Origin of the sequence: Aliiroseovarius crassostreae, assembly GCF_049803815.1 — a bacterium.
In the GTDB taxonomy this organism is placed as follows: Bacteria; Pseudomonadota; Alphaproteobacteria; order Rhodobacterales; family Rhodobacteraceae; genus Aliiroseovarius; species Aliiroseovarius crassostreae_A.
Map to the genome: position 1 here is coordinate 53,115 of NZ_JBNAGI010000006.1, position 21,197 is coordinate 74,311.

Genomic DNA, 21,197 nt, shown 5'->3' on the forward strand with positions numbered 1-21,197 from the left:
TGATGTAATCTTTTTTTGTTTTTTTCACAGTTTGGTTACAAGTCAGAAAAGGCCGCCAGCGCCGCTTCACGCGCCTGTTTGTGATCCACAATCGGCAGGGGGTAGGTCTCGCCCAACCTGGCCCCTGCCGCCTGCAATATCTGTTCGGGCGCTTGCCATGGGGCACCCAGATGGCGGGTGGGAAGTTTGGCAAGTTCCGGCACCCATTGCCGGATATAATCCCCGTCGGGATCGAATTTTCCGGCCTGCGTGATTGGGTTGAAGATCCGGAAATAGGGGGCTGCGTCGGCACCGGACCCGGCCACCCATTGCCAGCTGGCCGCATTGGAGGCCACATCAGCATCCACCAGTGTGTCCCAAAACCAATCCCGCCCGGCACGCCAATCAATCCGAAGATGTTTGATCAGAAAGGACGCGGTGATCATGCGCACCCGATTGTGCATGGTGCCGGTCTGCCACAATTCCCGCATCCCGGCATCGACAATTGGATACCCGGTTCGCCCGTGTTGCCACGCGGCCAAATCATCCGGGGCCTCCCGCCAGGGGAAAGAGGCAAATTTCGGCTGAAACTCCTTATCTGGCAGGGTCGGGTTATGGAAAAGCAGATAGGCAGAAAACTCGCGCCAACCAAGCTCGGCCAGAAACTTGGCCCCGTCCCGTTCACCCACGTTCCCCTCAAACTCTGCCCGGCGCAGGCTGGCCAGGATCTGGCGCGGGGTGATCTCGCCCATTTGCAGATGCGGCGAGAGGTTGGAGACGTGCATTTTGGCCGGAAAATTCCGCCCTTCGGCATAGCCCTTTGCCCGATCCGCCAGAAACCGATCCAGCCGGGCAAAGGCCCCATCTTCACCGGGGGTCCAAAGCGGATCAAACCCGGTGGACCAATTGGGGGAGGTGGGCAAAAAGTGCCAATCAGGCAAGTGTTCTGACGGCAGATCAGACAGGACATGCGCCATATCGGGCACGGGCAGTGGGCGCTCCACACTCTCCAAACGGGTCAGAGACGCACGCCAAAACGGGGTGAAGACCCGAAACGGCGTCCCGGTTTTGGTCATGACCTGCCAGGGTTCAAACAGGTATCGCCCGGCATGGCTTTCGACAGTCACGCCCTGGTCTTTCAACGCAGCTTTCAGCGCGGTATCCGCGGCGATGCCATTGGGGGTGTAACGGCGCGACCAGTGGACCTGATCGGCACCTGTTTCTGCAATGATCTGCCCAAGCACATCCAGCGTCGCCCCGGCGCGCAAAACAAGCTGCCCCCCCTTTGCGGCAATCTGATCGGACAGGGCCGAAAGGGAATGATGCAGCCACCAACGCTGCGCCCCGCCCATCGCGTCGGCGGGGGCAGGATCGTTCACATAAAGACAGATGACAGGTTTGCCACCGGAACAGGCCGCCGTCAGAGCGGCGTGATCTGACAGCCGCAGGTCGTTGCGAAACAGAACAATGGCGGGGGGATGTGCGCGGTCACTCATGAAAACCTCTTTGGTTGCATGACGTTTATACGCATATTCCCCGCCGCTGGATCACGTATTGTGGTCCTCGACCAGATCGACGCCAACAACCGGGCGCAGCACATGGGGCACCGCCGGGTCATAAAGCGCGCTGTCCTTAAAGTCGCGCCCACGATCCAGCGCGGGACCAACGAGGATCAGCGCGGTGCGGGTGATTTTCTCGGCCCGCACCTTTTTGCGGATGTCGGCGATGGTGCCGCGAATGAACATCTCGTCCGGCCAGCCAACGCGGTAGGCGACGACCACCGGGCAATCTTCGCCATAATACGGCGTCAGCACCCGTTCGATCTCGCGCATATTGCGCACGGCCAGGTGAATGGCCAGCGTGGCGCCGGTCTTGGCAAAGTTCTCAAGGCTCTCGCCTTCGGGCATCGAAGTCGACTGCATCGACATCCGCGTGAGTACAATCGACTGGGCAATTTCGGGGATGGTCAGTTCCTGCCCCAGAGCGGCGGCGGCAGCGGCATAGGCGGGCACGCCGGGGATGACCTGATAGTCGATCCCATCCGCTTTCAGGCGGCGGATTTGCTCGGCGATGGCACCGTACAAAGACGGATCACCCGAATGCACCCGCGCCACATCTTCGCCGCGCTTGTGGGCGGCAAGGATTTCAGCATGCGTGTCATCGAGCGTCATGGGGGCGGTGTCCATGACCTTGGCCCCTTCGGGCGCACAGGCCACCACCTGCGGCGGCACCAGCGACCCCGCGTACAGGCAGACCGGGCATTCGCCGATCACACGCTGCGCCTTCAGGGTCAGCAATTCGGGGTCACCGGGGCCTGCGCCAATGAAATAAACGGTCATGACAGATCTCCGTCGATGCGGCGGGCATAGCCGCGCGGGGTGAACATACGCGGGCCGTCGCCCAATTGGGCAAGGCGCGAATTGCTTGATCCGACCAGAACGACGGTCAGCATGTCGACCTCATCGACCTCCAGCTCGTCCAGACGACGATAACGAATGTTCTCAGTCGGGCGGCCCAGATTGGAGGCCAGCATGACGGGCGTGTCCGCCGGGCGGTGCTTGAGCAGGATATCTCGTGCTTCGGCCAGCAGGGTGCGGCGTTTCATCGACACCGGGTTGTAGAAGGCGATCACAAAATCCCCTTCGGCGGCAGCATGCAGGCGCTTCACGATATCTTCGCGGTGGGTCAGCAGATCCGACAGGGAAATCGCGCAGAAATCATGACCCAGCGGCGCACCTGCGCGGGCGGCGGCCCCTTGCAGGGCGGACACACCGGGGGTGGACACCACTTCGACCCGACGCGCCGCATCGGTGACACCCTTCTCGTCTTCCGAGCGGTCCAGGAGTTCATAAACCAGCGCACCCATGGCATAGATGCCCGCATCGCCCGAACAGACCAGCGCCACGTTCTTGCCTTTGCCCGCCTGCTCCAATGCATAACGGCAACGGTCTTCTTCGCCGCCCAACGGGAAATCGGAGCGGGCTTTGCCCGCCGCCAAAGGCCCGATCAGGTCGATATAAAGGCCGTACCCCACCAGTTCCTCAGCTTCCTGCAACAGGTGGCTGGCCTCGGGCGTGCGCCATGTGTGCTGGCCCGGCCCGATCGAGACGATCGAGAGCTTGCCGCGCGACCGGCCCGGCATCTCGGTGATCGGCTCGGGGGCGCGGGCAATGGCGCAGGTGGTGTTGGCGGTTTTGACCTTCGGCACGACCAGTTCGGCGTCGGGACCGGCAGCGGCCAGCGCGGCCCCTTCGGACACGCCATGACAGCCAACCTCGTCAAACACCACGTCGGACGGGTTGGCGAGGCGTGCGGTTTGCGCTTCCAGATCAGCGGCGGTGAACAGGCGGAACGGTACACCCAAACGGCGGGCCAGTTGGGTCATCGCAAGCTCGTCCGCCTTCAGATCCAGCGAGGTCACACAGGCAATCGCTTCGGGCGCGATATTGGCCGCGGTCAGCTGTTCAGACACGTTCTGCCACAGCTCTTCAGGGTCCGCATTTCGGGCACAGCCCACGCCCAGCGCAAAACGCTGCGGGTGGTAGGCCAGCCGGGTCGGGCCGGTCTCGACCGGCGCCTCAGAGACGACCAGTTCGACCGAACCACCTGCATCTTCGATGTCAAAGATGTTCTCGCCCACAATCGACACGCCCGCGCCGGACAGAAGTTCGGCCATGGCGTCCTTCGCGTCCTTCTGGTTCGCCAGACGATACCCCACGGGCGGTTCATCCAGCGCCACACCCATCGACACGTCACCTGCTGTGGTCACAGCAGCGGTTGCGCCGATCTCTTTTGCGATCTGGCTGGCCAGACGGTTGGCGCCACGATGCCCGCCCAAAAGCGGCAGCACGGCAGATCCATCATCCGCCACGGCCACCACCGGCGGTTCCGCCAGTTTATTCGCAAGGATCGGAGCCACGGCGCGGATCAGGATGCCAGCGGCGCAAACGCCCACAACCGGGGTGCCCGCAGCGAACAACATCCGCACGTGATCCAGCGCATTTGGGAAAAACGCGTCGGCCTTGTCCACACGACCTTCGCGGCCATGCACCTGTGCGCCCAAAAGCGCAGCGACCTTATGGGCCAGGGGTTCGCCTGAGGCATTCAAGCAGATAACGACAGGCGTCACAGCCATGGATCGGTTCCTTTCGCAAGCAGGATCATCGAGAAATAGGGGGCCTTTTCAGGGGCATCTTTCAGGGGCAACACCACCTCTTCGGGCAGGCTGGCGCGCTCCACATAAGTGGCTTTGTCCGTGAGGCCGAGATCGGCAATCACCGCGCGGATTTTCGGCAGGTGGCGCCCAACTTTCATGATCGCCACCGACTCCGCACCTTCAATACGCGACCGAAGTTCTGCTTCGTCCAGCGGGCCGGGCAGCACGGTCAGCCGTTCATTGCGCGCCACCAAGGGGCGTTTGGCCCGCGCGGCCACCGTGGTGATCGAGGTCACGCCGGGGATGATTTCACAGTCAAACCGATCGGAAAGCCGCGCAAAGAGATACATGAACGAGCCGTAGAAAAACGGGTCACCCTCGCAGAGCACAACAACGTCTTCCCCGGCGGCAAGGCGTTCGGCAATCTGCGCAGCCCCGGCATCATAAGCAGCCTGCGCGGGGGCGCGTTCCACGGTCATCGGCACCGCGATGGTGATTTCGTCCGCGTCCTTCGCGATCAGATCCGCCGCGATGGATCGCGCGAAACTGTTGCCGCATTCCAGCGCCGGATAGGCCACGACCTTCGCCGCCGCAATCAGGCGCGCGGCCTTCAGCGTCATCAGCTCGGGATCCCCCGGGCCGAGGCCAATCCCGTAAAGGGTTCCACTCATCTTTTAATCAGGCTCCATTGGGTGACGGGGCGCAGCGGTTTCCAGCCAGACAGCAGGCCGAGCGCTTCGGCGCGTTCCACCGAAAGCTTCACCAACTGCCCGCCATGTTTGGCGTGCAGCGCCGCCAGGCACATTTCGCTTTCGATGGTGACGGCATTGGCGACCAGACGGCCCAGCGGGCGCAGCGCGGCCCAGGCGGCGTCGAACACCTCTTCCGACAGGCCCCCGCCGATGAACACGGCATCCGGCGCGTCCAGCCCGTGAAGGGCGGCGGGCACGGTGCCGTCCACCAACTCCAGTCGCGGCACGCCGAGCGCCAAGGCGTTCGCGGCGGCCAAGGCGCGGCGTTCGGGTTTCGGTTCAATGCCGATTGCACGGGCATAGCGCGCTCCGCGCATCCATTCCACCGCGACCGACCCACAGCCGGTGCCAATGTCCCACAACAGCGCACCGCGCATCGGCATCAGCTTTGCCAGCGTGATCGCGCGCACCTCTTGCTTGGTCATGGTGCCGTCGCTTTGAAAAAGCTTGTCGGCCAATCCCGGCACACGCGGCAACAGGGCGGCATCAGGCGCGGCAATGCATTCGACCGCCAGCGTGTTGAAGGCGGGCACCTCGTGGGACCAGCTTTCCGCCAGACCGTCAAAACGTTCTTCCTTTTCGCCCCCCATATGGGCCAGCACGGTCAGGCGGGATTGACCAAAGCCGCGCTCGGTCAGGAACCTGGCAATCTGTTCCGGCGTCTCGGCCCCGGTCGTTAGGATCAACAGCCGCGCATCCGGTTGGATAAAGGCAATCATCTGCTCAACCGGGCGGCCATGCACGGTCAGCGTTTCCAGATCGGCCATTGACCAGCCCATCCGGGCCGCGGCCAGTTGGAACGCGCCGATTTGCGGGTGATAGGTGATTTCAGCCGGGTTCAGGTGGCGGCCGATTTTGGCCCCAACCGAGAACCAGAGTGGATCACCCGAGGCCAGCACAACAACCACTTTACCCCGGCGTTTTTCCAATTCGCCAATCAGCGCATCAAAGGGCGAGGGCCAGGCGAGGCGTTCGGCCTTTGTATCCAGCATTTCGTGGTGGCGTTTGCCCCCAACGATCACGTCAGCGGCTTCAATCACCGCGCGGGTGGCCGGGGTCAAACCATCCAGCCCGTCTTCACCAATGCCGATGATGTGCAACCAGGGCGGGGTGATGTCGGGTTGGCTCATGCCTTTTCCTCCGGCAGGCCCGCGGCGAGGGCATTCACGGCAGCAGAGGCGATGGCCGATCCGCCACGGCGACCGCGCAGGGCGACAAAGTCGCAACCGCGCGGGTTGGCGGCCAGCTCGGCTTTGCTTTCTGCGGCGCCCACGAATCCCACTGGGAACCCGAGGATCACGGCGGGTTTCGGCCCGCCCGCGTCGATCAGTTCCAGAAGGTGGAAAAGCGCGGTGGGCGCGTTGCCCACGGCCACAACAGCGCCTTCGAGCTTGTCGGCCCACAATTCGACCGCAGCCGCAGACCTTGTGTTGCCGATCTCTTTCGCAAGCAGCGGGGTGCGCGGATCGTTGAGGGTGACAATCACCTCGTTCTCCGCCGGCAGGTAACGGCGGATGATCCCCGCGCCAACCATTTCACAGTCGCAAAACACCGGGGCGCCGGATTTCAGCGCCGCGTGCCCGGCCTCATAGGCCCCCGGCGAAAACGCCAAACGATCCGCCACTTCGACCATGCCACAGGCGTGGATCACGCGGGTGGCAAGCGCCGCCATGCCGCCGGGGAACCGATCCAGCCGGGCTTCGCGGCGCAGGGTCGCGAAGCTTTCGGCATAGATCGCCATTGGGTCACGCTCGTAGTGCAAAGGAGGCCGCATGTTTATTTCACTCGCGCGGATTCCGGCCCGTGCGGGTGTTTCGCATGGGGGTATTCCGGGTGGTGGTGATCATGCCCATGATCGTGATGGTGATCATGGTGGTGGTGATGCCCGTGGTCATGAGAATGATCGTGTGCGTGATCGTGATCATGCGCATGGCTGTGGCCGTGGTGGTGGTCATGCCCGTGGTCGTGGTGATGATGGTGGTGATCCATATCCAACCGGCAGGCGCCGGTGCAGAAATGATCACAGAGCGCACAAGTTTCCACGGTGGCCCCGGGCGCATTGGCCCCCTGCCCTTCCACATGGTGGTGGTGGCTTTCCTGCACCGCGCCCAGCTCGCTTTCAAATCCCAGCACTTCGACCCGGTATTTGCACATCACGCAGGTGGGTGGCGGGGAGTCGGAAAACGCCGGGTGCTTGGCACGGGTTTCGGCGGAAATGGATGCCACTTTCGGATCGTCCAGCGCAAGGATCTGGTCGCGATAACCACAGGTGCCGCAGTTGGGCGGTGGCATGACGCCCACCTGTTCGGTGATCCGCTCGGCAAAGGTTTCCAGCACCTTCTCGTGGTCATTCAGGTAGCCCGCTTTGACGAACTGGATCTCTGGGTGGCGTTCCGCCACCAGATCGGTGAAGCCATAGATCCGGTCGATCAGAATGCCGGTAAAGAGGAAATACGGGAAGACGATGACGCGCTTATAGCCCAGCTTGGCGGTGTGGGTCAGGCAGGGTTCCACCAGTGGGAAGGTCACGCCGGAATAGCCCACTTCCAGCCAGCCGAACCCCATGCCTTCCTGCAGCAGACGTGCGATTTTCGACACGTTTGCGTTGGCGTCCGGGTCAGATGCGCCGCGGCCGATCACCACCAGACAGGTTTCTTCCAGCGGCACCTCGCCCTGTTCGGCATTGGCGGCATCAACAGCGTCGCGAATGCGCGCGCCCGCGGCGGCGACCATCTTGGGGTCCACGCCCAACTCGCGCCCATAGCTGACATCAATGCCATGTTTTGTGGCATAGGTGTTCAGCACGGTGGGAATGTCGTTTTTCGAATGCATCGCGGCAAAGAGCATCCCCGGCACCGCCAGAATGCGATCGCAGCCCGCGTCGCGCAGATTGTCCAAGCCATCGCGAATGACCGGGTTGGCGAATTCCAGATAGCCGTAATCGACCATCCAGTCGTCGGGCAGAAGGGCAGGCAGTTTTTCCGCCAGCACTTTGAATTCGTCCACGGCGGCCTGGCTGCGCGAACCATGGCCACAGATCATTACGCCGATTTTCTTGCCTTGCGCATCACGCTGGGTGGTCATCTGAATCAGGCCCCTACCAATTCTTCTTCGCCGGTCTCTTCCTCGGCGGTGTCATCCTCGGCCCCTTCGGCCGTTGCTTTCTCGGCGTCTTTCTTGCCCTTGATGGCGGCCCAAAGACCAACGGCAACCGCGCCGCCCAAGAAGATGATCGCCCCCCAGTGACCATGCCCCGCAACTTCGCCAACGTGGCCGATATGGGCCAAGGCAGGGGCGGCCATCAGGCCAATTGCGGCAACAGACAAAAGAAAAGATTTCGACATCGGGTGTCCTTTCACGGGGTGCGGGCACAGGGAAGACACCGGATGCGACACGGTTTCGCGTGCCCATCACCGACGACGCTGTCTTTCATCCCCTATCTGGGTCGATGTCCGAACAGCCAACCTCTCTGGCCCTATGGGCTTCGTCACCTGCGGGTATAGGCAGCAACGCAGGGACCCGCAATGAAAAACGCGGCACGCATTGTGCCGCCTGCGACTCCCTCACCTGTTAAAAAATCCCAAATTGGATCCAATTTCCCTTTCCAGGTGCGGGAAGCCATGCTCATATCATCGCACTTGCAACAAAAAGGCGCGCGAAACATGCCCAACACCGCACCGAACATCCTGTTCATCATGTATGATCAGCTGCGCTTTGATTACCTCAGCTGCGCGGGGCACAAGACCTTGGATACGCCCAATTTCGACCGGGTCGCGGCGCGGGGGGTGCGGTTTGATCGCGCCTATTGCCAGTCGCCCGTTTGTGGGTCGAGCCGGATGAGCACCTATACCGGGCGTTATGTGTCTTCGCACGGGGCGGCGTTCAACAACTTCCCGCTGAAGGTGGGCGAGATGACCATGGGTGATCATCTGCGCGCGGCGGGCATGGGGTGCTGGCTGATCGGCAAGACCCATATGAAGGCGGATGCGGACGGGATGGCGCGACTGGGGCTGGCGCCCGATTCGGTGATTGGCACCCGTGTCGGCGAATGCGGCTTTGATGTCTGGATCCGTGATGACGGGCTGTGGGCCGAAGGGCCGAAGGGGTTTTATGACCAGAAACGTTCGCCCTATAACGAGTATCTGCGCGACAAGGGCTATAGCGATCACAACCCGTGGCATGACCACGCCAATGCCGGGGTGGATGGTGCGGGCGACATTGCCTCTGGCTTCTTGATGATGCACGCCGACAAGCCCGCCAATATCCGCGAAGAAGACAGTGAAACCCCCTGGCTGACCGACCGCGCGATTGACTTCATGGAAGGTAAAAAGGGCGATGGCCCGTGGTGCGCACATCTGTCCTATATCAAACCCCATTGGCCCTATATCGTGCCCGCCCCTTATCACGACATGTATGGGGTCAAGGACATTCCCCCCGTGGTCCGGTCAGACGCCGAACGCAAAACCGCCCACCCAGTCTATGACGCCTATCTGCAGGGCAAACTCTCCGCCGCCTTTTCGCGCGACGAGGTGCGCGAGGTGGTGATCCCCGCCTATATGGGGCTGATCAAGCAATGCGACGATCATCTCGGGCGCATTCTGGATTATCTGGAGGATACTGGTCAGGCCGAAAATACGGTGATTGTGCTCACCTCCGATCATGGCGACTACATGGGCGATCACTGGATGGGGGAGAAGGATTTCTTCCACGATCCGTCGGTGCGCGTTCCGCTGATCATTGCCGACCCGCGTGCCCACGCCGACGCCACGCGTGGCACGGTGTCGGACCTTCTGATCGAACAGATCGACCTAGCTGCCACCTTTGTGGACATGGCGGGGGGCAAGGTGGCGGATCACATCCTCGAAGGCCGCTCACTTGTGCCGATCCTGCGCGGCGAGGACGTGGACTGGCGCGACTTTGCGATCAGCGAATATGACTATTCCACCTCACCCATGGCCGACCGGCTGGGGCTGGAGCCGCGCGATTGCCGTCTGTTCATGGTGGTCACCGAGCGGTGGAAGCTGATCCACGCCGAGGGTGGCTTCCGTCCGATGCTGTTTGATCTGGAAAGCGACACGCAGGAGCTGACCGATCTTGGCGCAAGCGCGGATCATGCCGACATCATCACCCAGATGTATGACCACCTGCACCGCTGGGCCAGACGCATGTCGCAGCGCACCACGGTCAGTGACGACCAAATCCGCGCCCGACGCAAAGGCGGGTCCGCGCAGGTTGGCGTGCTGATCGGCGTCTATGGCGACGAAGACATTCCCGACGAGGTCACCGCCGCCTATCGGGGCAAAGCCACGCCGGTGGCCGCGGCGGACGGGGACATCGAATGAAGATTTTCTCTGACAAGAAGCGGCCCGTGCATCTGGGGCCTTACCCCTTGGAACGGCTGAAACGCACGGGTCAGGCGGAGCTCTCTGCCGTGCCCGCCATGGCCCCCCTGTCCTTTCACCGGCCAGAGCGGCCCGACAGTATCGTGAATGCGATGGGCGAGTTTCAGGCGATGATGGATGCGATCCGGGACGGCGAGGTGAACCCCACGCATGGCCGCATCCCCGAAGACCCGCAAGAACGCGCCAACCATTTGAAAGCGTTTGGCTATTACCTCGACACCTCCATGGTTGGGATCGGCCCTGTGCCGGACAGCGCGCGCCTCACAGAACCGCGTCACAACCCCGACATCCCCCGTCTTTCTGATGCCCTGAAAACCCGCGAAATCCGCACGCTGGCCGCCGGGATCGACGTGATCATGGCGGACCTCAAGGCCTCGATGGATCGCGCGCCGCGCAAGGTGGATCACCCCAACGCGATCGTTTTTCTGGTCGAGCACCTGCGCGATCCGCGCCCAGACGAACGCGGCAGTGACTGGATCTTGGACGCGCAAACCCACCGCGCCTGTCTGCGCGGCACGGAAACCGCCGTGGTGATCGCGAATTACATCCGCCTGCTTGGGTTTGACGCGATGGCACACAGCCCGATGTCGACCGATCTGGATCTGAACCAGCTGGCCGTGACCTCGGGTCTGGCGGTGGCAGACAATGGCGAACTGGTCGCCCCGTGGCTGGGCAAGCGTTTCGGCGTGGCCGTGGTGACCACGGATATGGAGCTCGCTCATGACGCACCGCTGGCCCCCATGACCGACCAGCCGTGGCACGCCACCTCCGGCCCCGGATGGTGGATGGGCGGCACCGGGCCGGGCAAGGGCCATGTGAAATCGGCCCTCACCCGCGATCCGTATGCGCGCCGTGACTATCACATGGGGCCGCATCCGTTTGAACGGCTGAAACGGGTCGACGACCCCACCACCTATATCGACGAAGCAAACGTGCCGCGGGTGCCAAAACGGTCCGATATGTTCGCCCGCAGCCAGTTCGGTGACATGGGCAAACATCTGCAAGAGGCCTCTAAGGGTGGGCATTACGTGCGCAAATCGGGGCCAAGCTTTGCCCAGCGCCGCCTGTTGGGGGCCTTTGTGCCGCTTCAGGATGGCGCCACGGCGCAGGGCACGCGACCTCGTGATGCCGCCCGCAATGCCGACAATCTGCGCGCAGCGAGTTACTTTCTGGGGGCCGACGCGGCTGGCACATCCCGCTGCCCGGACTGGTGCTGGTATTCCCACGACGCGACGGGGGCCGAGATTCACCCCACCCATGACAGCGCCATTTCGATGGTGATCGACCAGGGCTTTGAAACGATGGAGGGCGCGTCGGGTGATGACTGGATCGCGGTCAGCCAATCCATGCGCGCCTATCTGCGCTTTGCGCTCATTGGTGGGGTGATTGCCCAGCAGATCCGCAATCTCGGATATTCCGCCAAAGCGCACACCGTAATGGACGGAACCGTGCTGCAACCGCCGCTTTTGCTGCTCGCCGGACTGGGCGAGGTCAGCCGCATTGGCGATGTGATCCTCAACCCCTATCTTGGCCCACGCCTGAAATCCGGTGTGGTCACCACCGATATGCCGATGGGGCACGACAAACCGATCGATTTCGGCCTGCAGGCCTTTTGCGAAGCCTGCAACAAATGCGCACGCGAATGCCCCTCAGGCGCGATCACCGCCGGGCCGAAAAAGATGTTCAACGGGTATGAGATCTGGAAGTCCGACGCACAGAAATGCACCACCTACCGGGTGACCAATCCGGGGGGCGCGATGTGCGGGCGCTGTATGAAGACCTGTCCATGGAACCTGGAAGGGCTGTTTGCCCAGGCCCCGTTCCGCTGGGCCGCCTCGCGGTTCCCGGCAGCGGCCCCCGCGCTGGCAAAACTGGATGACGCGGTGGGCCATGGCGAGATCAATCCGGTCAAAACCTGGTGGTGGGATTTGGAACTGGCCGAGGATGGTGGCTATCACCCAACCGAAACCCCGGTGAACCGACGCGGGTTGAACCGTGAAATCGACCTCAAACCCGAAGACCAGACCCTTGCCGCCTATCCTGCCGACCTGTCGCCGCCGCCCTACCCTTATCCGTTTCCGATGGACCGCGAGGCTGGGATCGCCGCCTATGACGCGCTGATATCCGCCGCCGAGTATCGCACCCGCAAAGCGGCGGGTGATCTGTCGATGCTGCACCGTTTCACCATCGACGGTGACGCGCCCGTCAGGCAAGTATTAGTCTCTAACGTTGAGGAAATGACCGATTCCGTGACGAAATATGAGTTCACCTCGTTCGACGGATCCCCCCTGCCCGTATGGACCGCGGGCGCGCATCTGGACGTGTTGGTCAGCCCTGAATTCCTGCGCCAGTATTCCCTGTCCGGGGATCCTGCCGACCGCAGCCAGTTCCAGATCGGTGTGTTGCGCGAAGACGCGGGGCGCGGGGGATCGGCGCTATTGCATCGGATCTTTGAGCCAGGGCGCAAGGTGTTCATCTCAAACCCGATCAACCATTTTGAACTGGATGAAACAGCCACCAAGACCTTGCTGATGGGCGGCGGGATCGGCATCACCCCAATGATCGCCTTTGCCCACCGTTTGCACGCGTTGGGGCGGGATTTTGCGCTGCATTACTCCTGTTCACGCCGGGCGGATGCGGGATACCTCGATGATCTTGCCGCAATGCCCTGGGCCGATCGCGTGCATCTGCATTTCTCGGATGAAGGTACGCGGGCAGATTTCAATGCGGTTCTGGCGGGTTATGAACCGGGGCACCACGTCTATTGCTGCGGGTCCGAGTTTTATATGGATGCGGTGATGCGCGCGGCCGAAAAACAGGGCTTCCCGGAAGCGGCGCGGCATTTGGAGTATTTCACCGTCCCCGAACAGCCCGACTATGAGAACCACCCCTTCACCCTGAAGCTCAAGGATGGGCGGGAGTTGGCCGTCCCCGAGGATCAGACCGCAGCGGATGTATTGAATGCCAACGGCGTGCATGTGGATGTGAAATGTTCCGACGGGATTTGTGGCGTGTGCAAATGCGGGGTGATTTCCGGCGAGGTCGAACACCGCGATTTTGTCCTGTCCAACGCCCAGCGCAAAGGTGCGATGATCCTGTGTCAAAGCCGGGCCAAAGAGGCGGAAGGCGTGGTTGAGATCGATCTGTAAGATCGAGAGTTTGGTGAATGGGGCGGGCAGGCGTAGACTGCGCAGAGCACACAAGGAACGCATATGCCCCTCTCTCAGCAGATCATTCGCAGCGGCGGCGCCAAACTTTTCACCCTCACCGATGGCGACGGCCCCCCGATGGTGTTTCTGCACGCCGGCGTGGCGGATCACCGGATGTGGGCGCACGAACTGGCGCATTTTGCGCAGCGATATCACGTTCTGGCCTATGATCGGCGCGAGTTTGGGCAGACGGTTTCCCCGAATGAACCGTTCCGCCACATGGATGATCTGAAAACGGTTCTGGATCACATGGGGACGGGCCCCGCCATTCTGGTTGGCTGTTCGCAAGGCGGGCGGATTGCGGTGGATTTCGCGTTGCACCACCCCGACCGTGTCAGCGCCTTGATCTTGGTGGCCCCGGCCCTGTCCGGTGCGCCAATACCTGATACGTTCCCTCCTGCAGCCCAACCTGCGTTGGACGCATTGGACGTCGCGGAAGACCAGGATGATCTTGACGCCATCAACGCCGCCGAGGCGCATCTTTGGCTGGATGGCCCCACAAGCGAAAACGGGCGGGTCTCTGGCCCGCTGCGCGATCTGTTTCTTGACATGAACGGCGTTGCATTGCGCCACGAAGAACTGCCACAGGAACAAGACCCACCCAGCGCAATGGATCGTCTTGACCAGATCCACATCCCCACATTGGTGATTTGGGGAGACCGCGACTTTCCGCATATTCAGGCGCGTTGCACCATGCTGGTTGAGCACATCCCAGACGCTAAAGGCACCTGCGTGCCGGGCTGCGCCCATCTGGTCAACATGGAACAGCCGAAGCACTTCATCAGTCTGGTTGAGGAGTTTCTGGCAGCCTGATCACGTCGATCCCCGAAACGCTCTGTCAAATTCGTCAAATGCCCACGGTTTTTTAATAAAACCCCGCCATCCTGCCTGTGAAACAGACAGGAGCCAGAATGGAACCGCAATCACGTATCGGCCTTGCCAGCCTGACCAAACTGGCCTTTGACGGGGTCGACCTGCACCCGCTTCACACCGAACTTTTGCAACGATGCCTGCGGGAGGAAAACAGCGAAGCCGCCCTGATGGACCTCTCGGTGATTGAACAGCTTTGTGGAAATCGCGATCAGGGGCTGGTCTGGCAGGCCAAGGCTCTGGCCCGCCATCGGGTGTATCGCACCGAAAGCCGACACCCCGCGAAACACAGGCTTTTGGTGTTTGCCGAGGCCGGGCATATGGGGGCCAATACGCCGATTGAATTTCTGCTGCAAAACTCAGCCTTTGATATCATCACCTATTATCCGGATCTGGACGGCGGCCACCCCAAAGCGCTGCCGGAACATGACGTCGCGTTTTGTGCCGCCCCGGCCGATTCCGCCCGGGCGCACGGGTTTTATGACACGGTGCGTGCGCTTTCATTGCTCACCGGCACTGAGGTTCTCAACCGGCCTGAAAGCACGGTTGCTTTGGATCGTGACCAGTTGGCGCAGATGTTTGCCTATGTCGATGGGTTGCGGTTTCCCCGCACCCGTCGCCTCACGCGTCACGACCTGACCTCTGCGCTGGCCACCGGCACTGATGACACATTGCTGAGCCGCGTTGGACATTATCCGATCATCATCCGCCCCTGCGGATCACATGCCGGGGATGGCCTGGCCCGCATTCACCACCGAGAAAAGCTTGTATCTTACCTGAAGCGACGGAAGGAACAGGTGTTTTTCCTGTCGGAGTATGTCGATTACGCCTCCCCCCATGATGGCAGTTTTCGCAAGTACCGCGTGGTGTTCATCGATGGCAAAGCCTATCCCTGCCACATGGCCATCGCCGATCAATGGGACCTTTGGTATCTGAACGCAGACATGCACCGATCTGTCATCAAACGGCGCGAGGAAGAGGCGTTTATGGATGGGTTTGATCAAGGGTTTGCTGCCCGACATCAAAACCAGCTTCGCGCGCTTACCGATGGGATTGATCTGGATTATTTTGGCATCGATTGCGCCGAAGATCCGGAGGGCAACCTGGTGGTGTTTGAGGCCGACAATGCGCTGATCGTGCATGACATGGATCCGGAAACGATCTTTCCTTACAAGCGCAGGCATATGCACCGGATCTTTTCAGGTTTCGAAGAGATGTTGCTGCGCCATTGCCACCCCGGGGATGGCAGCGACGCATGGCAATGGGGCAAGACGGCCGGTCCCGCGCCCCGGATTTGTGCCTAGCAATATCGGTTGAGGGGCCGCGTCAAACCTGCCCTTCAATTTCTTTCGGCAAGGTGATCTTGAAACTGGTGCCGCTCTCGTCGGACGTGTCGAGCGTCAACGCCCCCCCATGCCCCCGGATCAGCTCTGCTGAAATGGCCAGCCCCAACCCTGATCCCCCCTTGCGGTTGGATCCGGCGAAGGGTTGAAACAAGGCCTCGCGCGTGGAAAGGGGCAGGCCGGGTCCGGTATCACGCACTTGGATCACCCAGTGATCCCCTTCATCACGGGCGCTCAGGGCAATCTCTCCTTCCTTGCCCGATGCAACAATCGCTTGCCGCGCATTGCGCACAAGGTTGGAGAGCACGCGGTAAAGCTGTTCAGGATCTGCGCGCAGCATCAGACCCGCTGGCACATCCTCGGCGAAGCTGAGGTCGTGATCGCCAGAGGCCAGCCGTTCGCTGGCAAAGATGTCATCCACCAGACCGGCCAGTTCAATCCGCTCCATCCGCGGGTCGGGTTCTTCGGCCTTCCCGAAGGCCAGCGTGTTTTCACACAGGCTGACCGCGCGGGAAATGGAGTTCATCAGTTTCGGCCCCACCCGTTTCACCATCGGGTCCTGGCTCATCTCCATCCGGTCGGCAAAGAGTTGCGCCGTGGTCAGGATATTGCGCAGGTCATGGGAAATGCGCGCCACCGCCCCGCCCAGCTGCGCCAGCCGCTCTTTTTGCTTCAGGGAATGCGTCAGTTCGGTCTGCAGGGATTGCAACGCCACTTCGGCCTCGTGCAATTCCCGCAGCCCGGTATGCGGCCGCATGATCCGGCGCGTGTCCTCGGGGGATTGCGCATAGGCCTTCATGTTCCCCACCACCTCGCGGATCGGGCGCACCATCAAAAAGCGCACGGCAAGGAACAGCAGGCTTGCGGTGATCGCCGAAATCACCGCCGACAGAAGGGCGATATTCTTGCCATAATCAATCATCGCCGCGCGCAGATCCGTGGTGATCATGGTCACCTCAATCAGCTCGCCCCCCATGCGCACGGGCTGGCCGATCACCCGGATCACCTTGGGATCGGGGTCCACCAGGCGGGCAATTGCGTCACGCATCAAATCAAAGGGCGTTTGTCTGCGCAGATCGAAGCTCTGGTTCACCGGCCAGGGCGGCGGCGACGACAGCACCAGTTCCCGCATCTCATCCCGTCTAAGCACCACGTTGAACACATCGGCATTTTCCAGCAGCTCTTCTTCCAGCGCCGGGTCGATCATGTCATCGGCCAACAGCACCAGCGATGCGATTTGCGCCCGTTCCAGCCGGGTCAGCAAGTAATCCTCGCGAAACCGCGCCACAGAAGGCACGAAGATCAATACCTCGGCCAACATGACAAACGTCACCGTCAGGATCAGGAAACGGCCGGAGAGGGAGTTCAACACGGGGGCCACCTTATTTACACCTCAGGGCAGCCAGCGTTGCACAAATCCAACCACCCGTTTGACTGTAGGGTTATCAAAAAGCCGGGGCGAGAAATAGGCCCCTGCGGCACGTTTCGACACTTCGGCCATGGTCGGGTAAGGCGCGATCATCCCCGCGATCTGGCTCATCTTCAGTTTATTGGCCAGCGCGAGCGACCAGAGCGTGATCATTTCCCCCGCCCCCGGACCCACGATGGACACGCCGACCGGGCGCCCCTTGACCACCATCACCTTGATCAGCCCCTTGGCCTGCCCGGTGGCAATCGCACGGTCGTTGCCAGCAAAGTCAAAGCGCGCGACCTCGACCCGGTCGCCATGCTGATCCTTCGCCTGTGCCTCGGTCAGGCCCACCTGCGCCAGTTCCGGGCGGGTGTACGTGGCCCAGGGAATGTGCTGTGTGTGCGCCTTGGACGGCAGGCCAAACAGCATTGATCGGATGATGATCCCGGCGTGATAGCCCGCCACATGGGTGAACTGCAGGCCGCCAGCAACATCGCCGATGGCATAGATCTTGCGGTTTGTTGTGCGCAACCCGTCATCCACCACCACGCCCGCGCGATTGGTTTCCACCCCGGCATGTTCCAGGCCCAGGTTGCGGATGTTGGGCGAGCGCCCCACGGCAACCAACAGGTGTGACCCCTTGAAGACGCGCCCGTCCTTGACCTCGACCTCGATGGCGCCGTCGCGCCCGCGCACCTCGGCGGCCAGCGCCTCTTCTTCGATGGCGATCCCCTCGTCACGCAGCGCGGTCAGCACCTGTGCGGCCATTTCCGGGTCATCCTTGCCCAGCGCTTTGGCCCCTTCGATCACAGTCACCTCACACCCCAGCCGCCGATGCGCCTGCGCCATTTCAAGGCCGATGGGACCGCCGCCGATGATCAGCAGGTGGTCGGGTTTGTTGTCGAGGTCAAAGATCTGTTCATTGGTCAGATGCGGCACCTGATCCAGCCCCGGGATCGGCGGCACGAAGGGGGCTGACCCCGTGGCAATCACAAAGCGGCGCGCCTGGATGATCGTATCCCCCGCCTGCACTTCGTTGCGGGAAATGAACTTGCCGAAGTCGCGGATGACCTTGACGCCCAACCCCTCGAACCGTTCGACACTGTCGTGGGGGGCAATCGTGGCAATCGTTTCGCGCACATGGTCATGGGCCACGTCCCAGCCCATCCCGCTGTGCCCCGCGTGCAGCAGCGCCTTTGAGGGCACGCAGCCGTAGTTCAAACAGTCGCCCCCCATCTTGTGCCCTTCCAAAAGAACAACCGAGGCCCCCATCTGCACCGCCCCCGCGGCGACACTCAGCCCGCCGGACCCGGCCCCGATCACGCAAATATCCGTCTTGATGCGGTTCATTCTTATTGTCCTTTTTTCAAGGGTTTGAGTTTCAGGGCCTTCAGCACCATCGGCAAGGCGGCCAAGGCCACGAGGCCAAGAATGGGCAACAGGATGTGGGGTTCGAAAATGATGCCAAGGTCCGGGGTTTCGCCACGGGCGAACACCTCGCCCAGACCCGCACCGACCGAAGTATAGACCAGCGCGCCGGGGATGATGCCCAGGAAGGTCGAGACCACGAACCGATACAGCGGCACGCCGACCAGCGCCGGGATCAGGTTGGCGACGAAAAACGGCACGGCGGGCACCAGGCGGATCAAAAACAGCACCGACCATTGATTGTCGTCGATCCCCTCCTTGATCTGTTTCACTGTCCCATCCGAGGCGTCCATCTTGGCGACGAGCTTTTCGCCCAACCCCCAGCGCGCGGCCAGAAAGATCACGACAGCGCCCAGGGTGGCGCCGGTCACGTTGAACAGGACCCCCGGAAACGTGCTGAACAGGAACCCACCGGTCAGCGTGGCGATCGTTGCCCCCGGCAGCGAAAAGCCGACGATCCCCACATAGGCCGCCACGAAGACCACCACCGCAAACAGGTAATTGGCGTCGCGAAACGCAATCAGCGCCTCACGATTGTCGGCCAGTGTCTCAAAGCTCAGGTAATCGCGCAGGGTGAAGGCTCCCACCACGGCCACCACCAGAATGGCAATCAGTGGCAGGCGTTTCATCAGCGGATGGCCCGGCGTCTCCGTCATCTCTTTGGTCCCTTTTGCAGCATCCCGTGCTGTGCCTTCAGTCAAACTCATAAGCCATTCCTTTTGTGCAGGCCAACCGGCCGGTGCATCCTGTTGAAGGCAACATGAGGGCTGGGGCCGCGCTTGCCTAGCGACCGAAACAGGAAATCACGCTTGCTTGATCACAGGTGAGAATTCAGCGCCGAATTCACCCGTAACGTTACAAATTCTTTCACAAATCCGTAGGGGAATTGCTTTGGGTCATCCTGAGAGGAGCGCGATATGGGGGGCGCAACACCCAAAATACAGGGACGAAATACAGGGACAAACTGTCACTGCCTTATGACCGGCAAGGCCGCAGGTTAACTTGCAGGTTAACTTGCAGGTTAGCTTCCGGTGCAGCCTTGAATATCCACCCCGCGCCCGGCACCCAGAACCGTGATGCGAATGTCGGACCGGTTGAGCAGGAAAGGTTTGCCGCTGGTCGGCACCACATCGGTCTGCGCGACAATACGCCCCCCCTTCCGTTCGCTGTCAACCTCGGCGACCCAGACAGAGGGATCCGCGGTTTCCATCACAACCACTTCATCCGGGCCAAGCCGCGGCATGTGGATTTCGGCATTGATGCGCAACCCGTCCTTGAGGGGTTCAACCTTGCACACTGCGCGTGTCACCCCGGCCTCTTTCGAGGTATCAGGCCGCTGACGCAACGCACGCTTGATCGCCCGGTCAGGGCCATCATCCGAAACCGGCAGGGCGGATGCGAGATCCGCCTGCATCGGCATACAGATATCCAGACACACCCCGAACTGAAGCGCCCCTTGCAAAATCATCGGCGCACCGGCCTGTTTGGGTGTCACGGTGAGGGGCAAAACCAGTTCATCTTTATAGCCAATGGTCCGCACGCCGTTTTCGATAAAGACGTCCGGCACGGGCCAATGAAACTGAACCGACTTGATGTTTTGCGACTCGCGCAGATCAAGGCTGGGTGGAATGCCGCTGTCCCCCGGGGCGCGCCAATAGGTTTTCCACCCGTCCGCAAGACGGATGCGCAGGGCGGCCATATGGGCGCCGTCGGTCGTGCGCCAGCCGGGCAAAAGCTCGATCCGGGCGATGTCTTCGGGGGCGGGCGGCATGCCGGATCCCGCCTGCGCGGGGGCGCCGACCATACCGGCCAGCAGGGCCAGGCATGTGGCCAGATATGCAATCTTGCGTTTCATTTGCCCCATACATAAGCACCTACCGCATAAAGGGAAATCACAAATAGGGGATGTGATGTTACCGCCCGCTAAACCGCTCAGCCGGATCGTCCCCTTGCCATTTCCGGTCCACGAGGCCACTCTTGGTATCATGAACAAACAGACAGATCTCAGCGGCAAACTCCTGATCGCGATGCCCGGCATCGGCGATCCGCGCTTTGACAAATCCGTGATCTACATCTGTGCCCACTCGGAAGATGGGGCGATGGGGATCATCATCAACAAACCCTCCGATGACGTGAAACTGGATGATCTGTTGGCGCATCTGGAGATTGAAGGGTCGGACCTGACCCTGGACCAGCTGGTGTTTTTCGGCGGGCCGGTCGAAGGTGGGCGCGGGTTCATCCTGCATTCCGAAGACTATGTGGGCAATGAGACCACCCTGCATGTGGATGATGTGTTTTCACTGACCGCCACCAAGGACATTCTGGAAGATATCGCCAAGGGCACGGGGCCAAAACAGGCGCTTGCCGCTTTGGGATATGCTGGCTGGGCTGCGGGGCAGTTGGAAGGCGAATTGCAACAGAACGCCTGGCTGACCGTCGAGGCGGACCGCGCAATTGTATTTTCCGCCGATCACGACAGGAAATGGACGACGGCTTTGGCGAAGCTGGGCATTGATCCGTTGTTATTATCTGCCGAGGGTGGCCACGCCTGATCGGAAGACCGAGGCCTCGCGGGTGCTCGGCGCTTTCGGTGGCTCACGTCGTGAGCCTGGGGGGCTCTGCCCCCGGCTTCGCCTCCCCCGAGGTA

General features: G+C 61.6%; 17 protein-coding genes. 5 read left to right on the top strand and 12 right to left on the bottom strand.

The window, feature by feature from the left end:
* Positions 1-35 precede the first annotated feature (35 nt).
* The 8 genes from ACP15V_RS14625 to ACP15V_RS14660 are packed head-to-tail and all read right to left on the bottom strand — an operon-like array spanning position 36 to position 8,231.
* Positions 36-1,475 carry a cryptochrome/photolyase family protein gene (locus tag ACP15V_RS14625; protein ID WP_424944460.1) on the bottom strand — a complete coding sequence of 480 codons (1,440 nt, stop codon included), beginning with the start codon at positions 1,473-1,475 and terminating at the stop codon, positions 36-38.
* A gap of 51 nt (positions 1,476-1,526) precedes the next feature.
* The gene (gene cobM / locus ACP15V_RS14630) at positions 1,527-2,318 is read right to left on the bottom strand and encodes a precorrin-4 C(11)-methyltransferase (RefSeq protein ID WP_424944461.1); all 792 of its coding nucleotides are present in this window, start codon (positions 2,316-2,318) and stop codon (positions 1,527-1,529) included.
* A complete protein-coding gene (cobJ, locus tag ACP15V_RS14635) occupies positions 2,315-4,114 on the bottom strand; it encodes a precorrin-3B C(17)-methyltransferase (protein ID WP_424944462.1) in 1,800 nt (599 codons plus the stop codon). The genes cobM and cobJ overlap by 4 nt, the downstream gene beginning before the upstream one ends.
* Positions 4,105-4,806, bottom strand: a complete 702-nt coding sequence (gene cobI / locus ACP15V_RS14640) for a precorrin-2 C(20)-methyltransferase (RefSeq protein ID WP_424944463.1) — start codon at positions 4,804-4,806, stop codon at positions 4,105-4,107. Before cobI ends, cobJ begins: the two co-directional genes overlap by 10 nt.
* Complete coding sequence (cbiE, locus tag ACP15V_RS14645) at positions 4,803-6,002, bottom strand: precorrin-6y C5,15-methyltransferase (decarboxylating) subunit CbiE (protein ID WP_424944578.1); 1,200 nt, start codon at positions 6,000-6,002, stop codon at positions 4,803-4,805. Before cbiE ends, cobI begins: the two co-directional genes overlap by 4 nt.
* An 11-nt stretch (positions 6,003-6,013) precedes the next feature.
* Positions 6,014-6,661 carry a precorrin-8X methylmutase gene (locus tag ACP15V_RS14650; RefSeq protein ID WP_424944464.1) on the bottom strand — a complete coding sequence of 216 codons (648 nt, stop codon included), beginning with the start codon at positions 6,659-6,661 and terminating at the stop codon, positions 6,014-6,016.
* A gap of 2 nt (positions 6,662-6,663) precedes the next feature.
* Entirely contained in the window at positions 6,664-7,971 is a 1,308-nt protein-coding gene (locus ACP15V_RS14655) for a sirohydrochlorin chelatase (protein WP_424944465.1), read from the bottom strand.
* A 5-nt stretch (positions 7,972-7,976) separates the two neighbouring features.
* Complete coding sequence (locus ACP15V_RS14660) at positions 7,977-8,231, bottom strand: DUF6732 family protein (RefSeq protein ID WP_424944466.1); 255 nt, start codon at positions 8,229-8,231, stop codon at positions 7,977-7,979.
* A gap of 318 nt (positions 8,232-8,549) precedes the next feature.
* On the opposite strand from ACP15V_RS14660, the gene ACP15V_RS14665 reads away from it, so the two are divergent.
* From ACP15V_RS14665 to ACP15V_RS14680, 4 genes are all read left to right on the top strand, one after another.
* On the top strand, positions 8,550-10,229 hold the full coding sequence (locus ACP15V_RS14665) for a sulfatase-like hydrolase/transferase (RefSeq protein WP_424944467.1): 1,680 nt from the start codon (positions 8,550-8,552) through the stop codon (positions 10,227-10,229).
* The gene (locus ACP15V_RS14670; RefSeq protein WP_424944468.1) at positions 10,226-13,438 is read left to right on the top strand and encodes a reductive dehalogenase; all 3,213 of its coding nucleotides are present in this window, start codon (positions 10,226-10,228) and stop codon (positions 13,436-13,438) included. The genes ACP15V_RS14665 and ACP15V_RS14670 overlap by 4 nt, the downstream gene beginning before the upstream one ends.
* Before the next feature lie 63 nt (positions 13,439-13,501).
* The gene (locus ACP15V_RS14675) at positions 13,502-14,311 is read left to right on the top strand and encodes an alpha/beta fold hydrolase (RefSeq protein WP_424944469.1); all 810 of its coding nucleotides are present in this window, start codon (positions 13,502-13,504) and stop codon (positions 14,309-14,311) included.
* 98 nt (positions 14,312-14,409) lie between these two features.
* Positions 14,410-15,672: an ATP-grasp domain-containing protein gene (locus tag ACP15V_RS14680; RefSeq protein WP_424944470.1), complete on the top strand. Its 1,263-nt coding sequence runs from the start codon at positions 14,410-14,412 to the stop codon at positions 15,670-15,672.
* 22 nt (positions 15,673-15,694) lie between these two features.
* Here ACP15V_RS14680 and ACP15V_RS14685 read toward each other — a convergent pair whose 3' ends face one another.
* From ACP15V_RS14685 to ACP15V_RS14700, 4 genes are all read right to left on the bottom strand, one after another.
* Positions 15,695-17,083 (bottom strand): sensor histidine kinase, encoded by a 1,389-nt coding sequence (locus ACP15V_RS14685; protein WP_424944471.1) that lies wholly within the window; start codon positions 17,081-17,083, stop codon positions 15,695-15,697.
* Positions 17,084-17,104: 21 nt separating this feature from the next.
* Positions 17,105-18,472 (bottom strand): dihydrolipoyl dehydrogenase family protein, encoded by a 1,368-nt coding sequence (locus ACP15V_RS14690; protein ID WP_424944472.1) that lies wholly within the window; start codon positions 18,470-18,472, stop codon positions 17,105-17,107.
* A 2-nt stretch (positions 18,473-18,474) separates the two neighbouring features.
* Entirely contained in the window at positions 18,475-19,206 is a 732-nt protein-coding gene (locus tag ACP15V_RS14695; RefSeq protein WP_424944579.1) for a TVP38/TMEM64 family protein, read from the bottom strand.
* A 365-nt stretch (positions 19,207-19,571) separates the two neighbouring features.
* Positions 19,572-20,405 carry a protein-disulfide reductase DsbD domain-containing protein gene (locus tag ACP15V_RS14700; RefSeq protein WP_424944473.1) on the bottom strand — a complete coding sequence of 278 codons (834 nt, stop codon included), beginning with the start codon at positions 20,403-20,405 and terminating at the stop codon, positions 19,572-19,574.
* Positions 20,406-20,535: 130 nt separating this feature from the next.
* On the opposite strand from ACP15V_RS14700, the gene ACP15V_RS14705 reads away from it, so the two are divergent.
* Positions 20,536-21,102 (top strand): YqgE/AlgH family protein, encoded by a 567-nt coding sequence (locus ACP15V_RS14705; protein ID WP_424944474.1) that lies wholly within the window; start codon positions 20,536-20,538, stop codon positions 21,100-21,102.
* Positions 21,103-21,197: the final 95 nt, after the last annotated feature.